The sequence below is a fragment of the Bradyrhizobium sp. 604_D8_N2_3 genome (assembly GCF_051810765.1).
Taxonomy (GTDB): Bacteria; Pseudomonadota; Alphaproteobacteria; order Rhizobiales; family Xanthobacteraceae; genus Bradyrhizobium; species Bradyrhizobium barranii.
This window is the reverse complement of record NZ_JBPWPM010000001.1, coordinates 3218862-3237450: the sequence shown is the minus strand read 5'-3', so window position 1 is coordinate 3237450 and position 18589 is coordinate 3218862. Positions and strand designations below refer to the sequence as shown.

Annotated in this window: 15 protein-coding genes; 14 read left to right on the top strand and 1 reads right to left on the bottom strand. The window is 64.8% G+C overall.

All coding sequences use genetic code 11. The features are described 5' to 3' along the window. Window positions 1–153 precede the first annotated feature (153 nt). The 12 genes from oxlT (AB7245_RS15425) to AB7245_RS15370 all read left to right on the top strand — a co-directional run bounded on the left by oxlT (AB7245_RS15425) (window position 154) and on the right by AB7245_RS15370 (window position 15221). The gene (oxlT, locus tag AB7245_RS15425; RefSeq protein WP_071915554.1) at window positions 154–1446 is read left to right on the top strand and encodes an oxalate/formate MFS antiporter; all 1293 of its coding nucleotides are present in this window, start codon (window positions 154–156) and stop codon (window positions 1444–1446) included. 260 nt (window positions 1447–1706) lie between these two features. After that, complete coding sequence (oxlT, locus tag AB7245_RS15420; RefSeq protein WP_085400621.1) at window positions 1707–3044, top strand: oxalate/formate MFS antiporter; 1338 nt, start codon at window positions 1707–1709, stop codon at window positions 3042–3044. A gap of 179 nt (window positions 3045–3223) precedes the next feature. Beyond that, complete coding sequence (locus tag AB7245_RS15415) at window positions 3224–3652, top strand: CBS domain-containing protein (RefSeq protein ID WP_063984529.1); 429 nt, start codon at window positions 3224–3226, stop codon at window positions 3650–3652. Between the two features lie 98 nt (window positions 3653–3750). Continuing rightward, a complete protein-coding gene (locus AB7245_RS15410) occupies window positions 3751–4770 on the top strand; it encodes a 2-dehydropantoate 2-reductase (RefSeq protein WP_085400619.1) in 1020 nt (339 codons plus the stop codon). Continuing rightward, on the top strand, window positions 4770–5555 hold the full coding sequence (locus AB7245_RS15405; RefSeq protein WP_085400618.1) for a fumarylacetoacetate hydrolase family protein: 786 nt from the start codon (window positions 4770–4772) through the stop codon (window positions 5553–5555). Before AB7245_RS15410 ends, AB7245_RS15405 begins: the two co-directional genes overlap by 1 nt. 615 nt (window positions 5556–6170) lie before the next feature. Then, window positions 6171–7577, top strand: coding sequence for a hypothetical protein (locus AB7245_RS15400; protein ID WP_439034423.1), 1407 nt, complete (start codon window positions 6171–6173; stop codon window positions 7575–7577). Window positions 7578–7849: 272 nt separating this feature from the next. Next, entirely contained in the window at window positions 7850–8053 is a 204-nt protein-coding gene (locus tag AB7245_RS15395) for a hypothetical protein (protein WP_063984531.1), read from the top strand. 60 nt (window positions 8054–8113) lie between these two features. Beyond that, window positions 8114–8764, top strand: coding sequence for a hypothetical protein (locus AB7245_RS15390; protein WP_071915558.1), 651 nt, complete (start codon window positions 8114–8116; stop codon window positions 8762–8764). A gap of 287 nt (window positions 8765–9051) precedes the next feature. Continuing rightward, entirely contained in the window at window positions 9052–10047 is a 996-nt protein-coding gene (locus AB7245_RS15385) for an NAD(P)H-dependent flavin oxidoreductase (protein ID WP_063984534.1), read from the top strand. A 25-nt stretch (window positions 10048–10072) separates the two neighbouring features. Beyond that, the gene (locus AB7245_RS15380; RefSeq protein WP_085400614.1) at window positions 10073–11041 is read left to right on the top strand and encodes a quinone oxidoreductase family protein; all 969 of its coding nucleotides are present in this window, start codon (window positions 10073–10075) and stop codon (window positions 11039–11041) included. A gap of 256 nt (window positions 11042–11297) precedes the next feature. Then, a complete protein-coding gene (locus AB7245_RS15375) occupies window positions 11298–12671 on the top strand; it encodes a cation-efflux pump (protein ID WP_085400612.1) in 1374 nt (457 codons plus the stop codon). Between the two features lie 219 nt (window positions 12672–12890). Then, window positions 12891–15221, top strand: coding sequence for a PAS domain-containing sensor histidine kinase (locus AB7245_RS15370; protein WP_085400611.1), 2331 nt, complete (start codon window positions 12891–12893; stop codon window positions 15219–15221). Window positions 15222–15436: 215 nt separating this feature from the next. Here the strand turns inward: AB7245_RS15370 and AB7245_RS15365 are convergent, their stop codons facing one another. Further along, window positions 15437–16330, bottom strand: coding sequence for a LysR family transcriptional regulator (locus AB7245_RS15365; RefSeq protein WP_014496684.1), 894 nt, complete (start codon window positions 16328–16330; stop codon window positions 15437–15439). A 224-nt stretch (window positions 16331–16554) separates the two neighbouring features. Here AB7245_RS15365 and AB7245_RS15360 point away from each other — a divergent pair, with 224 nt between their 5' ends. Further along, complete coding sequence (locus tag AB7245_RS15360) at window positions 16555–17031, top strand: formate dehydrogenase subunit gamma (protein ID WP_354112452.1); 477 nt, start codon at window positions 16555–16557, stop codon at window positions 17029–17031. Further along, complete coding sequence (locus tag AB7245_RS15355) at window positions 17028–18584, top strand: formate dehydrogenase beta subunit (protein WP_354075125.1); 1557 nt, start codon at window positions 17028–17030, stop codon at window positions 18582–18584. Before AB7245_RS15360 ends, AB7245_RS15355 begins: the two co-directional genes overlap by 4 nt. Window positions 18585–18589 lie beyond the last annotated feature (5 nt).

Sequence of the window (18589 nt, the reverse complement as noted above, 5' to 3'; positions counted from 1 at the left end):
CTATTTGCGTTGTCCCGAGTCACAGCCGCAACCGATGAAGGTCCTGCGGCATTTGCGCACGGTGATCGGACCAGCGCTTGAACCTTGGCATAATGAATACAAGAATGCCCCTCCAGCGCTCGTAGAAAAATTAGAGGCGCCACGGGAGGCTTTATGACGGACATGGTGCAGGCAACGGTTCCAACCGCCGCGCGGGTTAGCGACACGTATCGCTGGACGCAATTGGCGGTCGGTGTAGCGGCGATGGTGATGATCGCCAATTATCAATACGGCTGGACGTTCTTCGTCCCCGACATCCAGAAAAAGTTCGGCTGGGATCGCGCCTCGATCCAATGGGCCTTTACGCTCTTCGTACTGTTCGAGACATGGCTGGTGCCGGTCGAAGGATGGTTCGTCGACAAATACGGCCCGCGCATCGTCGTGCTCGTCGGCGGCGTGCTCTGCGCCATCGGTTGGGCGATCAATGCGCAAGCCACCACGCTCAACGGCTTCTATCTCGGCATGATCATCGCGGGCATCGGCGCCGGCGGCGTCTACGGCACCTGCGTCGGCAATGCGCTGAAATGGTTTCCCGACAAGCGCGGTCTTGCTGCCGGCATCACGGCGGCCGGTTTCGGCGCGGGCTCCGCGCTCACGGTTGCGCCGATTCAGGCCATGATCAAGGACAGCGGATTCCAGACCACCTTCCTGTATTTCGGGCTCGGCCAGGGCATCATCATCTGCATCCTCGCCTTCTTCCTCTACGCGCCGAAGGCCGGACAGGTGCCTCCCGTTGTGCAGAACGCTGCGTTGCAACAGACCCGCCGCAACTATCAGCCGACCGAAGTGCTGCGCCAGCCGATCTTCTGGCTGATGTACTTCATGTTCGTGATCGTCGGCGCCGGCGGCCTGATGGTGACGGCGAACCTGAAGCCGATCGCAGTCGACTGGAAGGTCGACAGCGTTCCGGTGACGCTGATGGCGGTGACGATGACCGCGGTGACGTTCGCAGCCACGATCGACCGCGTGCTCAACGGTCTGACGCGTCCGTTCTTCGGCTGGATCTCCGACATGATCGGCCGCGAGAACACGATGTTCATCGCCTTCGGCATGGAAGGCTTCGGCATCTGGATGCTCTACCTCTGGGGACACGACCCGCTCTGGTTCGTGTTGCTGTCGGGCTTCGTGTTCTTCGCCTGGGGTGAGATCTACTCGCTGTTCCCCTCGACCTGCACCGACACGTTCGGCGCCAAGTTCGCGACCACCAATGCGGGCCTGCTCTACACCGCAAAGGGCACCGCCGCGCTGCTTGTCCCGATCGCCAACTACATGCAGCAATCGTCGGGCACGTGGGACAGCGTGTTCATCATCGCGGCCGGCGCCAACATCCTGGCTTCGCTGCTGGCGATCATGGTGCTCAAGCCCTGGCGCAAGGTCGTGGTCGCGAAATCGACCGCCGCCGCCTGACGCACTCCACCACTCCTTCAAGCACGACGCCCGGCCTCACGGCCGGGCGTTTTCGTTTTTGCAGAACCCGCCTTGGCTACCGCTGACGTGAAGGGAACCGCGCACTTTTCTTGCGCTGCGTCACAAGATTGGGCTTGCCTTCTGGAATATGGTATACCAATGTCCCCGCCGCGCTTGCGACGATAAGCCACAATATTTGCGACACTGGGTCATCTTGCAATCCCAGGTCGCATTCAATCAGGCGCGTTGGGAGGTTATTGATGATTTCCAGCACGGACGGCGCCGTCACAGCTGCGCCTCTTCGCACCGGTTTCCGTTGGTTCCAGCTCGCCATGGGCATCGTCTGCATGGCGATGATCGCCAATCTGCAATACGGCTGGACGTTGTTCGTCGATCCGATTGACGCCAAGTATCATTGGGGCCGCGCGGCGATCCAGCTCGCTTTCACCATCTTCGTCGTCACCGAGACCTGGCTGGTGCCGATCGAGGCCTGGTTCGTCGACAAATACGGTCCGCGCATCGTCGTCATGTTCGGCGGCGTCATGATCGCGCTGTCCTGGGTGCTCAACTCCTACGCTGACTCGCTCGCCCTGCTTTACGCCGCCGCGGTCGTCGGCGGCATGGGCGCCGGCGCGGTGTACGGCACCTGCGTCGGCAACGCGCTGAAATGGTTTCCCGATCGCCGCGGCCTCGCCGCCGGTGCGACCGCCGCCGGCTTCGGCGCGGGCGCCGCGCTCACCATTGTGCCGATCGCGACCATGATCGTAACGAGCGGCTACCAGCACGCGTTCCTCACCTTCGGCATCGGCCAGGGCCTGATCGTGTTCGTGCTCGCCTTCTTCATCCAGCCGCCGCGGATCTCCATCCCGCCGAAGAAGAAGCAGCTCAATCTGCCGCAGACCAAGATCGACTTCACCCCGCCGCAGGTGCTGCGCACCCCTATTTTCTGGGTGATGTATCTCGTTTTCGTCATGGTCGCCTCCGGCGGCCTGATGACCGCGGCACAGATCGGCCCGATCGCGCACGACTTCAAGATCGCCGACACGCCGGTGACGCTCGCGGGCTTCCAGATGGCGGCATTGACGTTCGCGATCTCGCTCGACCGCATCTTCGACGGTTTCGGACGTCCCTTCTTCGGCTGGGTCTCCGACACGATCGGCCGCGAGCACACCATGTTCATCGCGTTCGGCACCGCGGCGGTGATGCTGCTGACGCTGTCGGCCTATGGAAACATCCCGATCGTGTTCGTGCTCGCGACCGCGGTGTACTTCGGCGTGTTCGGCGAAATCTACTCGCTGTTCCCCGCCACCTGCGGCGACACGTTCGGCTCGAAATACGCAACCACCAACAACGGCATGCTCTACACCGCGAAAGGCACGGCATCCCTGCTCGTCCCGCTCGCCAGCGTGATCTCGGCAACGTACGGCTGGAAGGCCGTGTTCGTGGTCGCAGTGGCGCTGAACGCGACGGCGGCGCTGACGGCGCTGTTCGTGATCAAGCCGCTGCGCCGCTCCTTCATCCTCGGCAAGGAAGCCGAGAGCGCCAACGCCGCGACCGACACCGCCAAGACCGGCAACGCCAAGACCGAGACAGCGTAGCGACCACACGCCTTTCAATCGGTCGAAAGGGGCGCAGCGATGCGCCCCTTTTCCTTTTTGGCACGATGACAAACGTCAGTATTGCTGCCGCAAGAATTTTCGGATCAGCCAAATCGAATGCTTGACGATTGGCATTATGTATACCACACTTCCCCTGTCATTCACCTAGGGAGGTTGCAATGCTGGTCGGAGACATTCTGCGCAAGAAGACACCGCGCGTTGTCACGGTGCGAATGAACGAAACGGTGGGTATCGCCGCCAAGCTGATGCGCGCCAACAATATCAGCGCGCTGGTGGTCAAGGACGTGGTCCGCTCCGAAGGCAACACCGCGGTCGGCATGTTCACCGAGCGCGACGTGGTGCGCGCCGTCGCCGAGCATGGTGCCAACGCCATCAACGTCAAGGTCTCGCAGCTCGTGTCGGTGCAGCAGCTGGTGTCCTGCAGCTCCTCAGACACGATCGAGCACGTCCGGCATCTGATGAACCGCAATCACATCCGTCACCTGCCGGTCATCGACGATTACAGCCTCGTCTCCGTCATCAGCATGCGCGACATTGCTGCTGCCGTTGACGAAGCGATCAACGGCTCGCCGCAAGCAGCAGCTTAAAGCGTCACACTTCCCCTGCGACTACCGGCCCCGGCTCGGACCTCTCCGAGCCGGACCGGATCTTTCGTCCCAAAATTCCGGACACCCGCGAGGATTTCATGAAGATCTGCATCTACGGCGCCGGCGCGATCGGCGGATATCTCGGGGTTCAGCTCGCACGCGCTGGCGCCGACGTCAGCCTGGTCGCGCGCGGCGCCCACCTTGCCGCGATGCGTGAGCGCGGGCTGACCCTGCTCGCGGGCGAGGAGAAGCACACCGTGCATCCGCGCTGCACCGACGATCCCGCCGAACTCGGCGTGCAGGACTACATCATCATCACGCTGAAGGCGCATTCGATCACCGGCGTGATCGAGAAGATGCAGCCGCTGCTCGGGCAGCACACCCGCATCGTCACCGCAGTCAACGGCATCCCCTATTGGTATTTCTACAAGCACGGCGGCCAATACGAGAATTCGACGCTGGAGAGCATCGACCCCGGCGGACGGCAGTGGCGCGAGATCGGCGCCGAGCGCGCCATCGGCTGCATCGTCTATCCCGCCACCGAGATCGAAGCGCCCGGCGTGATCCGCCACGTCTACGGCAACAATTTTCCGCTCGGCGAGCCCTCCGGCGAAATCACCTCGGACGTGCAGCGCCTCGCCGATCTCTTCGTCACCGCCGGGCTGAAAGCGCCGGTGCTCGACCGCATCCGCGACGAGATCTGGCTGAAACTCTGGGGCAATGTCTGCTTCAACCCGATCAGCGCACTGACCCATGCAACGCTCGACGTGATCTGCACCGATCCCTCCACGCGTGCGCTGTCGCGCGCGATCATGGTGGAGACGCAAGGCATCGCCGAGACGTTTGGCGTCAAATTCCGCGTCGACGTCGAGCGCCGTATCGAGGGCGCCCGCAAGGTCGGCGCGCACAAGACCTCGATGCTCCAGGATCTCGAGCGCGGCCGTCCGATGGAGATCGACCCGCTCGTCACCGTGGTGCAGGAGATGGGCCGCCTCACCGGCATCGCCACGCCCGCGCTCGACTCGGTGCTGGCGATGGTGACCCAGCGTGCTCGCATCGCCGGCCTCTATGACGGCGTCTCCGCGCCCGCCGATCCCCGTGCACTGGCGGTGGCGTGATGGCGGGCGAGATGAAGCAATGGCTGCGCTTCCGCCATGCCGGTGCGACCGGCTTCGGCACCCTGACGCCATCAGGCATCAGCGTGTATGAGGGTGAGATGTTCGGCCGCCATGCAGCCACCGGCAAGGTGCTGGCGCTGTCGGAGGTCGAGCTGCTCGCGCCCTGCGCGCCCAGCAAGATCGTCGCGCTCTGGAATAATTTCCACGCGCTCGCCGCCAAGCTGAACCAGCCCGAGCCGCCGGAGCCGCTCTATCTGCTGAAGGCGACCACCACCATCACGACGCCGGGCGCCGTGATCCGCCGCCCCTCTTACTACGACGGCAAGACCACCTATGAGGGCGAGCTCGGCATCGTCATCGGCCGGACCTGCGCCCGCGTCTCGCCGGCGGAAGCGGACAGCTTCATCTTCGGCTACACCTGCGTCAACGACATCACCGCCAACGACATCCTGACCAGCGATCCCACTTTCCCGCAATGGGCCCGCGCCAAGGGCATCGATGATTACGGCCCGTTCGGCCCCGTCATCGCAACCGGCCTCGATCCGGCCAAGCTTGTTGTGCGCACCATCCTCAACGGCGCGGAGCGGCAGAACTATCCGATCTCGGACATGATCTTCACCGCGCAGGAGCTGGTCAGCAAAATCTCCCACGACATGACCCTGCTTCCCGGCGACCTCATCGCCGTCGGCACCTCGGTCGGCGTCGGGGTGATGAAGGAGCCGGTGAATTCCGTGACCGTCGCGATCGACGGCATCGGCGAGCTGACCAACGAGTTTCGGCTGTAACTCGCTGCGTCATTCCTAGGCCGCAAATCCATCGTGGGCCCGGAATGAAGGCTCGCCGGCCATTTGCGCCGCAGCCCGGCAAAAATTGATCCTGCGCAAATCGGCGGTCGCGGCTGCCGCTATCCTTCCCGGCAACAGATCGATTTCTGATGCAAGGGAGGATGTCATGTCGAACGCCAGTAATGCACTTCTCTGGGCGGCTCTGTACTTCGCTCTTTCGTTCGCTGCGATCTTCGTGGTCTGGTTCGCCGACAAGATGCGCACGAACTTCCTCGGGAAATGATAGCCCGAGGCTCGCCGGCTCGCGCCGACGCCTGCTGCTAGCCTCCCCGAAAGGGGCCCACGCAGTGCCGTAGCCCGGATGGAGCGAAGCCTAATCCGGGACGGGCGTTTCTGCGCGCGCAGACCCCGGATTGCGCTTTGCTCCATCCGGGCTTACAGGCCTTGCCCCGCTCCCCGGGAAAACCTGGCACCCTGCTCTCCGCCAATCGACTGACGCAACCGGCAGTGGATCGCGCGACCGGAAACATCTGGCAACCCCGCCCGCCCCTTGATCTCGGTTCCGCTCTCCAATAGCAACTATGGCGAGAATGTGTCCCGGGTGGGGAAGTCACGATGTGGCTGTTTTTCGTGGTTGCCTGGTTTGTCCTGCTAGCCGCCATCGCGATCCTCGCCCAACAGGCGTTTGGTTATGACGTCGCGCACTTGCCTGCCCTGTTTGCGGACCTGCCTATGCCGCAGCGTATCGCAACCGGCGCGATCGTGACGCTCGGGCTGGCGCTGATCGGCGCCCCCGCCTGGCGGCTCTCGCGTCAGGATCGCCGCCTCAATACCCTGCGCGACCGCCTCAAGAAGACCCGCGAGGATGTCGTCGTCGCCCACGCCCTGCAAAACCACCTCGACGCCACCGTCCAGCACCTGATCGAAAGCGATCCCCGCGAGGCCGTCTCCGCCCTCCACGACAAGCTGGGCCAGACTGAGCAGCGCGCCCTACTCCAGCAGGGCCGAAACGAATCCACCGACATGCACGACCAGCTCGCCGAGATCCGCCGGCGCCAGCAGGGGGTGCGAGAGATGGTCGGCAAGGTCGCCGACCAGCGGCGCGCGGTCGAGCCTGTTTTCACCGAGATCCGCGACCGCCAGAACCAGCTCGAACGCTCCCTGCTCGACCTCGAGACCGACGACCGCAAGAATAACCTCGCCGACCGCCTGAAGGACGTGGCGCGCGACGTATCGGCGCTGCTGTCACGGGTGAACGCGGTCCAGGACACTTTCGTGACCCTCAACCAGTACAAGGAAGATCTGGCGAAATCCCATGCCGAACTGGTCCCGCTGCGCTCATCGGACGCCGGCATCAATGCCCTGATCGGCGAGCTCGGCCTCAGCCATGACCGTCTGGCCAAGAGCATCGACGAGCTCGAGACCGGCGGCGAGGCGCCGCTCGACACTCGCGTCGAGACGCTCTCGAAGAACAAGATCGAGATCGCGCAGCGCCTCGCCCGCATCGACGACAGCTTCAATATCCTGAAAGCGATCCGGCTCGATTTCGAGGAACTCGGCCAGCGCCAGGCCCAGCTCGAACGCTCGCTCGCCGACGTCGAAACCGACCCCGAGGGCAAGACCCTCGTCGACCGCCAGAACGCGCTGAACGATTTCGTCCTCCAGTCGCGCCAGCGGCTCGGCGCGTTGCAGGAGACGCTGGCGACGCTGAACGCCTTCAAGACGGAGTTGTCGAAGTCGCAGGCCGACCTCGTTCCGCTGAAGGCGCCGGTGTTCGGCATCGAGGCCATGATCGCCGAGGTCGGCGCCACCCGCGATCTCCTTGCGAACACCGTCGGCGAGATCGAGGCGAACGGCGACGTCACCCTCGCCTCGCGCGTCGATGCCCTCGCCAGGAGCAAGCGCGAGGTCGAAGACCGCCTCGCCCGCATCTTCGACAATTTCAACGCGCTCGATGCCTTGCGCAAAGACATCGGCGGCATCTTCTCGACGATCAGGAACAGCCTGAACCGAATCGGGTGAGAAGCCCGAGCTGCGTAGGATGGGTAGAGCGCAGCGAAACCCATAACCACGATCACCGTGGAAAGGGTGCGATGGGTTTCGCTTCGCTCTACCCATCCTACAGCCCGCAATCACGCCGCGCCGAAACATCCAGACACATCATATCTCCGCGCACCCGATCAATGCCGCCAACATGTCCCGCGGGTGCCGCAACTTGGACGCATTCGGCCGCCTTCTATGAGGCGTGTCTGGGGGCACGGCCGTGCCGTGTTTGGACCAAACCTTCTAGGGGTATGACTGTGAAGAAAATTGTAATTGCTCTGGGTGCGACGCTTGCTCTGGTGACGGCTGCGAACGCTGCGGATCTGCCGCGTCGCCAGCCCGTTCCCGTCTATCCTGCGGAGCAGGCGCCGATCGGCAAGATGCCGATTGGCAAGAGCCCGATTGGAAAGGCCCCGATCGGCAAGGCGCCCGGCCCGGTCGCTGCGCGCTACTGACGCGCAACGGAAATACGCGCAAGAAATCTGCGTAAGCGGCCGGTAGTCGAGGGGCACAACGTGACGAACACATCTGATCGATCGGGATCCTGCATCCTCGCGGGATTCGCTCTCGCGGCGATGCTCGCCTGCACCACCCCCTCGGCCTCGGCCCACGAAGCGAACAAGCGCGTTGCCGACGCCAATGCGCTTGCTACGACCGACGCCGCATCACGACCGGCGCCGCAATCGACGCGGCGCTCCGTCGCACGCGCAGAGAAAGGTCCCTACTACGTCGACTTCCGCGCGCGGACGGCGGCGAGCTGGGGCCATGCGTTCGTCTGGTACGGCAAGACCAGCGAGCGCGCCGTCGAAGTCGCGGGCCTCACGCCCGCCGGCGACACTTGGGCCTATGTGCTCGGTCACCTCACCTGGGTGCCAGCCGAAACCGGCGCGAGCTACGGCGATCTCGATCCGGACTATCTGACCGCGAACTACCGCGTCTATCTGAGCGAAGCCGACGCCAAGCGCGTCTTCGCCTATATCAAGAAATTGCAGGCGAGCTCGCCGGTCTGGAACGCTGAGACCACCAACTGCACCGGCTTCATCGGCGACATCGCCGAGTTCATGGGCCTGCAGGTCCCCTACCGCTGGCAGCGCCCGGAAAAATTCGTCAACAGCCTCAAGGAAATGAACGGCGGCCGCCAGATGGTGCGGCTGTCGGCGGAGTAGTTCTACCGTCATTGCGAGCGCAGCGAAGCAATCCAGAGTCCCTCCGCGGAGACAGTCTGGATTGCTTCGCTGCGCTCGCAATGACGGTGTTGAAGCAGCGGGGCTAAGAACCGACTCAGCGGTGCCGGCCTGACGGAAACCGGCGTCCAATTATCCGCCCTGCGGAATCACCCTCATCGCTCGCATGACGCCCCGCACGCCCGGCTGATAGACTTTTCCTACCCCCGGCGGCATCCTGCCGCCATCAACCGATAACAGAGCGCCACGCGAGGCGGGGGAAACAGATCATGCTGCAGACACGGTTCACAAAGCTCGTCGGCGTCGAGCACCCGATCGTCCAGGGCGGCATGCAATGGGTCGGACGCGCCGAGCTGGTCGCCGCGGTCGCGAACGCTGGCGCGCTCGGCTTCATCACGGCGCTGACCCAGCCGACCCCGGAAGACCTGACCAAGGAGATCGCGCGCTGCCGCGACCTCACCGACAAGCCCTTTGGCGTCAACCTCACCATCCTGCCCGCGATCAAGCCGCCGCCCTACGCCGAATACCGCGCCGCCATCATCGAGGCCGGCATCACCGTGGTCGAGACCGCCGGCAACAAGCCGCAGGAGCATGTCGATGAGTTCAGGAGGCATGGCGTCAAGATCGTGCACAAATGCACCAGCGTCCGCCACGCGCTCTCGGCCGAGCGCATGGGCGTCGACGCCATCTCGATCGACGGGTTCGAATGCGCCGGCCACCCCGGCGAGGACGACACCCCCGGCCTGATCCTGATCCCGGCCGCCGCCAACAAGATCAAGATCCCGATGATCGCCTCGGGCGGCTTTGCCGATGCCCGCGGCCTCGTCGCCGCCCTGGCGCTCGGCGCCGAGGGCATCAACATGGGCACCCGCTTCATGGCCACCAAGGAAAGCCCGATCCACCAGCTCATCAAGGAGAAGATCGTCGCCAATGACGAGCGCGAGACCGAGCTGATCTTCCGTACCATGCGCAACACCTCGCGCGTTGCCAAAAACGACATCTCGACCAAGGTCGTCGCCATGGAGAAGGAAGGCGCGAAGTTCGAGGACATCCGCGAGCTGGTTGCGGGCGCCCGTGGTAAGATGGTCTATGCGACCGGCAATTCGGACGAAGGCATCTGGTCGGCGGGCCAGGTGCAGGGCCTGATCCAGGACATCCCGAGCTGCGCCGAGCTGATCTCCCGCATCGTGCGCGAGGCCGAAGCCATCATTCGCAGCCGGCTCGAAGGCATGATCGCTCATCCGAGCGCACAAGCCGCTGAATAATCACTGCAAGAAGCGAGAGTAATTCATGAAGGCTTATGTCTACGGCCCTGACGGCGCTCAGATTTCCGACGTCGCTCAACCAAAGCCTAAGGGCACGCAGGTGCTGGTCCGCGTCCGCGCCTGCGGGCTGAACCGCGCCGACACCGGCATGCGCAAGGGCCACGCCCATGGCGCCGCCGGCGGTGCCGGCACCGTGCTCGGCATGGAATGGGCCGGCGAGGTCGCCGAGCTCGGACCGGATGCCAAGGGCGTGAAGGTCGGCGACCGCATCATGGGCTCGGGCGGCGCGGCGTTCGCCGAATACACCCTGGCCGATCACGGCCGGCTGTTCCGCGCGCCATCGAACATGAACTTCGAGGAAGCCGCCACCCTGCCCGTCGCGCTCGCGACCATGCACAACGCGGTCGTCACCGTCGGCGGCATTCAGCCCGGCCAAGCCGTGCTGATCCAGGGGGCGAGCTCCGGCGTCGGTCTGATGGCGATGCAGATTGCGAGGCTCAAGGGCGCCAAGCTCGTGATCGGCTCGTCGACCGATCCCTATCGCCGCGGCCGGCTTAGGGAGTATGGCGCCGACCTCGCCGTCGACTCCTCCGACCCCAAATGGGTGGACGAGGTGCTGAAGGCGACGAACGGCGAAGGCGTCGACCTCATCGTCGACCAGGTCTCGGGCAAGGTCGCGAGCCAGAACCTCGCCGCCACCAAGGTCAAGGGCCGCATCGTCAATGTCGGCCGGCTCGGCGGCACCCATGCCGATTTCAACTTCGACCTGCATGCCGCACGCCGGATCGACTATGTCGGCGTCACCTTCCGCACCCGCACCATCGAGGAGGTCCGCGAGATCTTCGACGAGGTCCGCAAGGACATCTGGGGCGCGGTCGAGTCACGCAAGCTGCAGCTGCCGATCGACAAGGTCTATGCCTTCGCCGACATCGACAAGGCGTTCGAGCACATGGAGGCGAACAAGCATCTGGGGAAGATCGTCGTGACGCTGTGATGCCTGGCCGGGCGACGAGCGCGCGGTCTCGTAGGGTGGGCAAAGCGAAGCGTGCCCACCACAGCGGTTGATCAGGAGACACTTGTTGGTGGGCACGGCGCTACGCGCCTTTGCCCACCCTACGAGACTGAGCCAGTGGCATAAGCGAGCATTCAATTCGGAAGCATTCGCAATAGTTTCGCTCCTGCAACTCACTCGCGACTACAGCTGTGGATCGTCGCTTGATGTTCAGCCCTAGGCTGCTAAATCCCCGGCCATGAGCGCACAGCACAACAAGACCTCGGTCGCCGCAATCTCGATCTTCGCCAGCGGCGGCATGGCAGCGGCCAAGTTTGCGGTCGGGATCGCGATCGGCTCGCTGGCGCTGATTTCGGAGGCCCTGCATTCCTCGATCGACCTGGTCGCGACCATCATCACCTGGGCGGTGGTGCGGGTGTCCGACAAGCCGGCCGACGAAGAGCACCATTACGGCCACGGCAAGCTGGAGAGCATCTCCGCGCTCGGTGTCACCGCCCTGCTCTACGTGCTGGCCGGGGGCATCCTGGTCGAATCCTACAGCCGCCTGCGCGAGGGAACTCCGCCGCCGACCATCTCGGCCGTACCGTTCGTGGTGCTGGTGATCGACATCGTCGTGAACTTGTGGCGTGCCCGCGCCCTGCACCGCGCCGCACGGGAAACGCGCAGCCAGGCGCTCGCGGCGGACGCGCTGCATTTCGCCTCCGACGTACTCGGCTCGTTCGCCGTGATCATCGGCCTGATCCTGGCCGCCCTCGGCTTCTGGTGGGGCGACGCCGCGGCCGCTGCCGCCGTCGCCGTGATGATCGCCCTGCTCGGCCTGCGCATGGCCGGCTCGACCGTGCAGACGCTGGTCGATCGCGCCCCCGAGGGCGCGCAGGAGAAGGCCACGGCCGCGATCCTTGGCGTGCCCGGCGTGATCGACGTCGAGCGGTTGCGGCTGCGCATGGTGGGCGCGACCATGTTCATCGACACCATCGCGAAGGTGCCGCGAACCTATCCGATCGACCGCGTCGAGGAGATCAAGCGCAAGGCGCAGGCGGCGGTCGACAAGGCATTCGGCGACGCCGACCTTACCTTCACCGCCGTCCCCGTCGCGCGCGACAACGAGACCGTGCGCGACCGGATCATGGTCATCGCACACAATTCCGGCCTCGCCATCCACCACGTCACGGTGCACGACCTCGGCGCCAAGCTCATCGTCGGCATCGACCTCGAGGTCGACGCCGGGATGCAGCTCGACGCCGCCCATGACATCGCCAACACGCTGGAGCGCAGCATCCAGGAGGAGTTCGGCGCCGACGTCGAGGTGGACGTCCATATCGAACCATTGGAACCGGAACTGCCGTTCGGGGTCGATGCCGTGCCGGAACGGGTGCGGGCCATCGCCTCCGCCCTGACGGAATATGCCGCCGGCGGCGAGATCTACGACATCCACAATGTGCGTGTCCGCAACACCGACGCCGGCGAGATCGTCAATTTCCACTGCCGTGCCACGCCCTCGATGAGCGTGATCAAGGTGCACGAGCATGTCGACGCGATCGAGCGCGCGCTCCGCCGCGCGTTCCCGAGCGTGAAGCGCGTGATCAGTCACGCCGAGCCGCCGCGGGCGTGACGCGAAATGTGCGGGGAGTCACATGTTCTCGTTTCGGACTCGCCACGCACGTAAGTTTGCGGACGCAAAGTGCGCGTTGGATAAGAATAAATTCGCGTTAACGATTCGTTGACTCTCGACAGCCTGCGAAAACTGGATTCAAATCGGTCATGATTCGGAAGCGATGTGGGGCTGCTTCCGAACTTAAGTTGCAAGCAGGTTTTCCAGGGGGCAGAAGGCATGTCGCGTGCAGACGCCGCGAACGTGCGCGTCCAATCCGATTCGATCAAGGGATTGGCGCAATCGATCGCGAAACCTGCCTATCATCGGCTCCTGATCGCGGAGCCGGCGCTGCGCCGCGCCGTGCCGACGCTGATCATCGCGTTCCTGGTCACGATCTGTCTCGGCGCGTTCGTGCAGGTCGTCGATCAGACGCGCCAGAAGCGGCAGGTGCTCCGCCACGACATCTCGGCGCTGGCCGACCTGCTCGCAGAGCGGATCGATCGCCTGACCTCGTCGCGGCAGGAGCGGCTCAAGAACATCGAGAACCTGCCGACGCTGCTGCCCGATCTGATCCCGTCCTGGGGCACGGCCTCCGGCCGCCACGTCGTCGTCACCTCGGCCGGCGTCGACCGCCGCATCCTCGCCCGCATTCCGATCGACCGCGACCCCTCAGGCAACGACCGCCTGCTCGATGCGATCACCACGGCGCAACTGGTCGCGGCGCCGCCGCGCGACAACAACGTCTCCGACATGACGCTGCCGAACGGCAACGCCGCGATGGTGACCTCGCGGCAGATCAAGTCGCTGCCGGGCCTCGTCACCGTGATCCAGGAGCGCAACGAGCCGATCTGGGGCTCGGACGCCGCGCTCTCGGTGACGCTGTCGGCGACCACCGGCTTCGTGGTCCTGATCCTCGGCTTCGCCTTCCACTGGCAGTCGACCCGCGCCCGCGAGGGCGACCTCATCAACGACGCCGTGCGCGGCCGCATCGACACCGCGCTCAACCGCGGCCGCTGCGGCCTGTGGGACTGGGATCTGTCGCGCGGCCGGATCTTCTGGTCGCAGTCGATGTTTTCGATGCTCGGCCTCGACGGTCGTAACGAGCTCCTCACCTTCGGCGAGGTCAACGCGCTGGTGAAGTCCGACGACATCGACCTGTTCGAGATCGCCGACCAGCTCATCTCCGGGAAGATCGACCATATCGACCAGACCTTCCGCATGCAGCACGTCGACGGTCACTGGATCTGGCTCCGCGTCCGCTGCGAGAAGACGCACGGGGCGACCGATTCCAGCGTGCACCTGATCGGGATCGCCGTCGACATCACCGAGCAGAAGAGCCTCGCCGAACGCACCGTCGAAGCCGACCTCCGCCTGCGCGACGCCATCGAGACCATTCCGGAGGCCTTCGTGCTGTGGGACGCGAGCGACCGCCTCGTGCTCTGCAACTCGCACTTCCAGCGCCTGCACAAGCTGCCCGACAGCGCCGTCATCCCCGGCACCTCCTACGAGACCGTGCTCGAAGTCGGCCGCATGCCGGAGGTGCGCACCCGCCACAACGAGACGGCCAGCCAGGGTCCGGGCGCACGCACCTTCGAGGCGCAGCTCGACGACGGCAGCTGGCTGCACATCAGCGAGCGCCGCACCAAGGACGGCGGCTACGTCTCGGTCGGCACCGACATCACCCGCATCAAGGAGCACGAGCAGAAGCTGGTCGACAACGATCTGCGCCTGCGCGCCACCGTCATCGACCTGAAGCGCTCCCAGGCGGCGCTGGAGCGCCAGACCAACGAGCTCGCCGACCTCGCCGAGAAGTATCAGCGCGAGAAGACCCGCGCCGAGGAAGCCAACCAGACCAAGTCGAAATTCCTCGCCAATATGAGCCACGAGCTGCGCACGCCGCTCAACGCCATCATCGGCTTCTCCGAGATCATGGGCTCGGGCATGTTCGGCGAGCTCGGCTCGGAGAAGTACCAGGAATACTGCCAGGACATCCTGACCAGCGGCCATTACCTGCTCGAAGTCATCAACGACATCCTCGACATGTCCAAGATCGAAGCCGGCCGCATGAAGCTCGACATGGAAGAGCTCGACCTCGGACAGACGCTCGCGGAGTCCCTCCGCGTCGTCTCCGGCCGCGCGCAGGACAAGCATCTGACGCTCGACGCCGGGATCGAGAAATCGATCTCGGTCGTTGCCGACCGCCGCGCGACCAAGCAGATCATCGTCAACCTGCTCTCCAATGCGGTGAAATTCACGCCCGACGGCGGACGCATCGTGGTGCGCAGCCGGCAGCTCGACGACAAGATCGTGCTGTTGATCGCCGACACCGGCATCGGGATCGCGCCGCATTCGCTGGCACGGCTCGGCCGCCCGTTCGAGCAGGTCGAGAGCCAGCTCACCAAGACCTACCACGGCTCCGGACTTGGACTTGCGATCGCGCGCTCGCTGGCGCAGCTCCACGGCGGCTCGATGCGGCTGCGCTCGAAGATCGAGGTGGGCACCGTCGTCCGCGTGACCCTGCCGCGCGATGCGATCAAGGCGGCGTCCGGGATGTCGGCTGCGGCCTAGAGCATGGCGGGAAGCTCGCCTGCGGCCATCCTTCGAGACGCCCGCCTCCGGCGGGCCCTCAGGATGAGGGCAGAGTGCGCAGCAGCAGTTTCAGCGAACACCGATACAACGGAGCCTCATCCTGAGGAGACCGCGAAGCGGTCGTCTCGAAGGACGAGGCGCTTGCTCGGGCCCTGCCGAACCGGTATCCACTTCGCTCGAAAACGCTGTAGACCCTACAATTGCAGCGACGGCGCCACTTCGCGCGCGACGTTGACCAGCGCCGCGATCAGCGGCGTCATCGGATCGCGCTGCGGGATCACCATGCCGATGCTGTAATTGACATCAGGATCGGTGATCGGGATCGAACGCACCGTATCGGACAGGCCGAGCGTCTCGGCAAGCTTGGCCGGCATCACGCTCGCCCAGCGCCCCGTCTTCACATGCGTGAACAGCACGAGCAGCGAGTTCGAGGTCAGGGTTGGCGTCGCCTCCGCGCCGACCGAGCGGAGCGCGCGGTCGATGATGCGGCGGTTCTGCATGTCGGGCGTCAGCAGGCACAGCGGCACCTGCCCGACCTCCTTCCACGTCACCGTCTCGCGATCGCCGAACATTCCATCCGGCGCGGTCAGCAGGCGATAGCTCTCGTTGTAGAGCGGAATGGTGCGCACCTTGCCGATCGGCTCGTTCTCGATATAGGTCAGCCCCGCATCGACCTCGAGATTTTCGAGCAGCCCCAGCACCTCGGATGAGGTGGTGGACTGGATGCGAAATCGCACCTCGGGATGCTTGGCGCGGAACGGCGTCGTCAGCTGGGCGACCATGCCGAGCACGGTCGGGATCGCCGCGATGCGGATTTCGCCGGAGAGCTGATGCTTCAGCCCGTTGATCTCGTCACGCATGGCGCGGGCATCGCCCACGATCCGCCGCGCCCAATCCAGCGCGCGCTCGCCCTCGGGGGTAAAACCCTGGAAGCGGGAGCCGCGCTGGACCAGCATCACGCCGAGGATCTCCTCGAGCTGCTTGAGCCCGGTCGACATCGTCGGTTGCGTCACGCCGCAGACTTCTGCAGCGCGTCCGAAATGCCGCTCCTTCGCCAGCGCCAGCAGCAGTTCAAGCTTGTCGATCAACCGGTCGTCCCCTCGGATGCCATCGTGGCATGCAAGCTAGCACGGCAGGTCATTACCAACACGGAAAAACCGGCAAGCGGAACGCGATTAATTGCATTTCCGTATCGCCCGATTGCGCTTCCAGATCGATCAGAATTCGCAATCGCAGCATGAGACAGCTTTATTGATCTTCGAACGATTCCAAATAGTTTGCGATCAAGGGACGCTCAATCTGAGAACAAAGAATGACAGCGGTTTACGAGCCTTGGGACGAGACGCGCGGCGCAGAGATCATCGCCGAACATGCGAAGCAAGAGGGCGCGACGCTGGTCATCCTGCACGCCCTTCAGAAGGCGTTCGGCTATGTGCCGGAGGCGGCGATCCCCATGGTGGCGCAGGCGCTGAATCTGTCGCGCGCCGAGGTGCATGGCGTGTTCACCTTCTACCATGATTTCCGGCACAAGCCGGCCGGACGTCATGTCCTGAAGCTTTGTCGCGCGGAAGCGTGTCAGGCTGCGGGCGGCGATGCTCTCGCTGCGCGCGCCGAGGCGAAGCTTGGCGTGCCCCTCGGCAACACGACCGCCGATGATCGCGTCACGCTGGAGCCGATCTACTGCCTCGGGCTGTGCGCGACCGCACCGTCCGCCATGCTCGACGGCCGCCTCATTGGCCGGCTCGATGAGAAGCGCCTCGATGCACTGGTCGCGGAGGCACAGCGATGAGCATGCGTCTATTCGTCTCACGCGATGCGGGTGCGATTGCGGTTGGCGCCGACGAGGTTGCGCTGGCGCTGGAGCAGGATGCGGCCAAGCGCGGCGTTGCAGTCGAGATCGTCAGGACCGGCTCGCGCGGCATGTACTGGCTGGAGCCGCTGGTCGAGGTTGCGACGCCGCAGGGCCGGATCGCGTTCGGCCCGGTCACCGAGGCCGATGTGCCCTCCCTGCTCGACGCCCTCGCCAGCAACACGCCGCATCTGCTGCGGCTGGGCGCAACCGACGAGATCCCCTGGCTGAAGCGCCAGACCCGTCTCACCTTCGCCCGCTGCGGCGTGATCGATCCGCGCTCGCTTGACGACTACCGCGCCCATGGCGGCTACAAGGGCCTCGAGCGCGCGCTGTCGCTCGGCTCGGATGCGATCCTCGCCGAGGTCACCGCATCCGGCCTGCGTGGCCGCGGCGGTGCGGGCTTCCCCACCGGCATCAAGTGGAAGACCGTCGCGCAAGCGAAGGCCGACCGCAAATTCATCGTCTGCAACGCCGACGAAGGCGACAGCGGCACCTTCGCCGACCGCATGATCATGGAAGGCGACCCCTTCCTGGTGATCGAGGGCATGACGACCGCCGGCATCACCGTCGGCGCGACCAAGGGCTACATCTACATCCGCAGCGAATACCCGCACGCAGTCGAAGCGATGAACGCGGCCATCAAGGCAGCAAAGCGCGGCGGCTATCTCGGCGACAAGATCGGCGGCTCCACCTACAGCTTCGATCTCGAAGTGCGGGTCGGCGCCGGCGCTTACGTTTGCGGCGAAGAGACCTCGCTGCTGGAAAGCCTCGAAGGCCGCCGTGGCCTGGTCCGCGCCAAGCCGCCGCTGCCCGCGCATCACGGCCTGTTCGGCGAGCCGACCGTCATCAACAACGTGCTGTCATTCGCCGCCATCCCCTTCATCCTCGCCGAAGGTGCCAAGGCCTACGCTGATTTCGGCATGGGCCGCTCGCGCGGCACGATGCCGATCCAGCTCGCCGGCAACATCCGCCATGGCGGGCTGTTCGAGACGGCGTTCGGCGTGACGCTCGGCGAGCTCGTCGACGACATCGGCGGCGGCACGTTCACGGGCCGTCCGGTTCGCGCGGTGCAGGTCGGCGGCCCTCTCGGCGCCTACTTCCCGCGCGCGCTGTTCGACACCCCGTTCGACTACGAAGCCTTCGCCGCACGCGACGGCCTGATCGGCCATGGCGGCATCGTCGTGTTCGACGACAGCGTCGACATGCGCAGGCAGGCGCGCTTCGCCATGGAATTCTGCGCCATCGAATCCTGCGGCAAGTGCACGCCCTGCCGGATCGGCTCGACCCGTGGCGTCGAGACCGTCGAAAAGATCATCCGCGGCGAGCGCGTGAGCGAAAATCTCGCGCTCGTCGAAGACCTCTGCAACACCATGAAATTCGGCTCGCTCTGCGCACTCGGGGGCTTCACGCCCTACCCCGTGCTCAGCGCGTTGAAGCATTTCCGGGAAGATTTCATCCCGGCCCCGACCACGCTTCAGGCCGCGGAATAGGAGAA

Excerpts from the sequence above, each read along its gene's own strand:
- AB7245_RS15395 (WP_063984531.1), top strand. The coding sequence starts at position 7,850 with ATGACTGTGAAGAAAATTGTAATTGCTCTGGGTGCGACGCTTGCTCTG.
- AB7245_RS15405 (WP_085400618.1), top strand. The coding sequence starts at position 4,770 with ATGGCGGGCGAGATGAAGCAATGGCTGCGCTTCCGCCATGCCGGTGCG.
- AB7245_RS15400 (WP_439034423.1), top strand. The coding sequence starts at position 6,171 with ATGTGGCTGTTTTTCGTGGTTGCCTGGTTTGTCCTGCTAGCCGCCATC.
- AB7245_RS15370 (WP_085400611.1), top strand. The coding sequence starts at position 12,891 with ATGTCGCGTGCAGACGCCGCGAACGTGCGCGTCCAATCCGATTCGATC.
- AB7245_RS15385 (WP_063984534.1), top strand. The coding sequence starts at position 9,052 with ATGCTGCAGACACGGTTCACAAAGCTCGTCGGCGTCGAGCACCCGATC.
- AB7245_RS15410 (WP_085400619.1), top strand. The coding sequence starts at position 3,751 with ATGAAGATCTGCATCTACGGCGCCGGCGCGATCGGCGGATATCTCGGG.
- AB7245_RS15415 (WP_063984529.1), top strand. The coding sequence starts at position 3,224 with ATGCTGGTCGGAGACATTCTGCGCAAGAAGACACCGCGCGTTGTCACG.
- AB7245_RS15355 (WP_354075125.1), top strand. The coding sequence starts at position 17,028 with ATGAGCATGCGTCTATTCGTCTCACGCGATGCGGGTGCGATTGCGGTT.
- oxlT (WP_085400621.1), top strand. The coding sequence starts at position 1,707 with ATGATTTCCAGCACGGACGGCGCCGTCACAGCTGCGCCTCTTCGCACC.
- AB7245_RS15360 (WP_354112452.1), top strand. The coding sequence starts at position 16,555 with ATGACAGCGGTTTACGAGCCTTGGGACGAGACGCGCGGCGCAGAGATC.
- oxlT (WP_071915554.1), top strand. The coding sequence starts at position 154 with ATGACGGACATGGTGCAGGCAACGGTTCCAACCGCCGCGCGGGTTAGC.
- AB7245_RS15380 (WP_085400614.1), top strand. The coding sequence starts at position 10,073 with ATGAAGGCTTATGTCTACGGCCCTGACGGCGCTCAGATTTCCGACGTC.
- AB7245_RS15375 (WP_085400612.1), top strand. The coding sequence starts at position 11,298 with ATGAGCGCACAGCACAACAAGACCTCGGTCGCCGCAATCTCGATCTTC.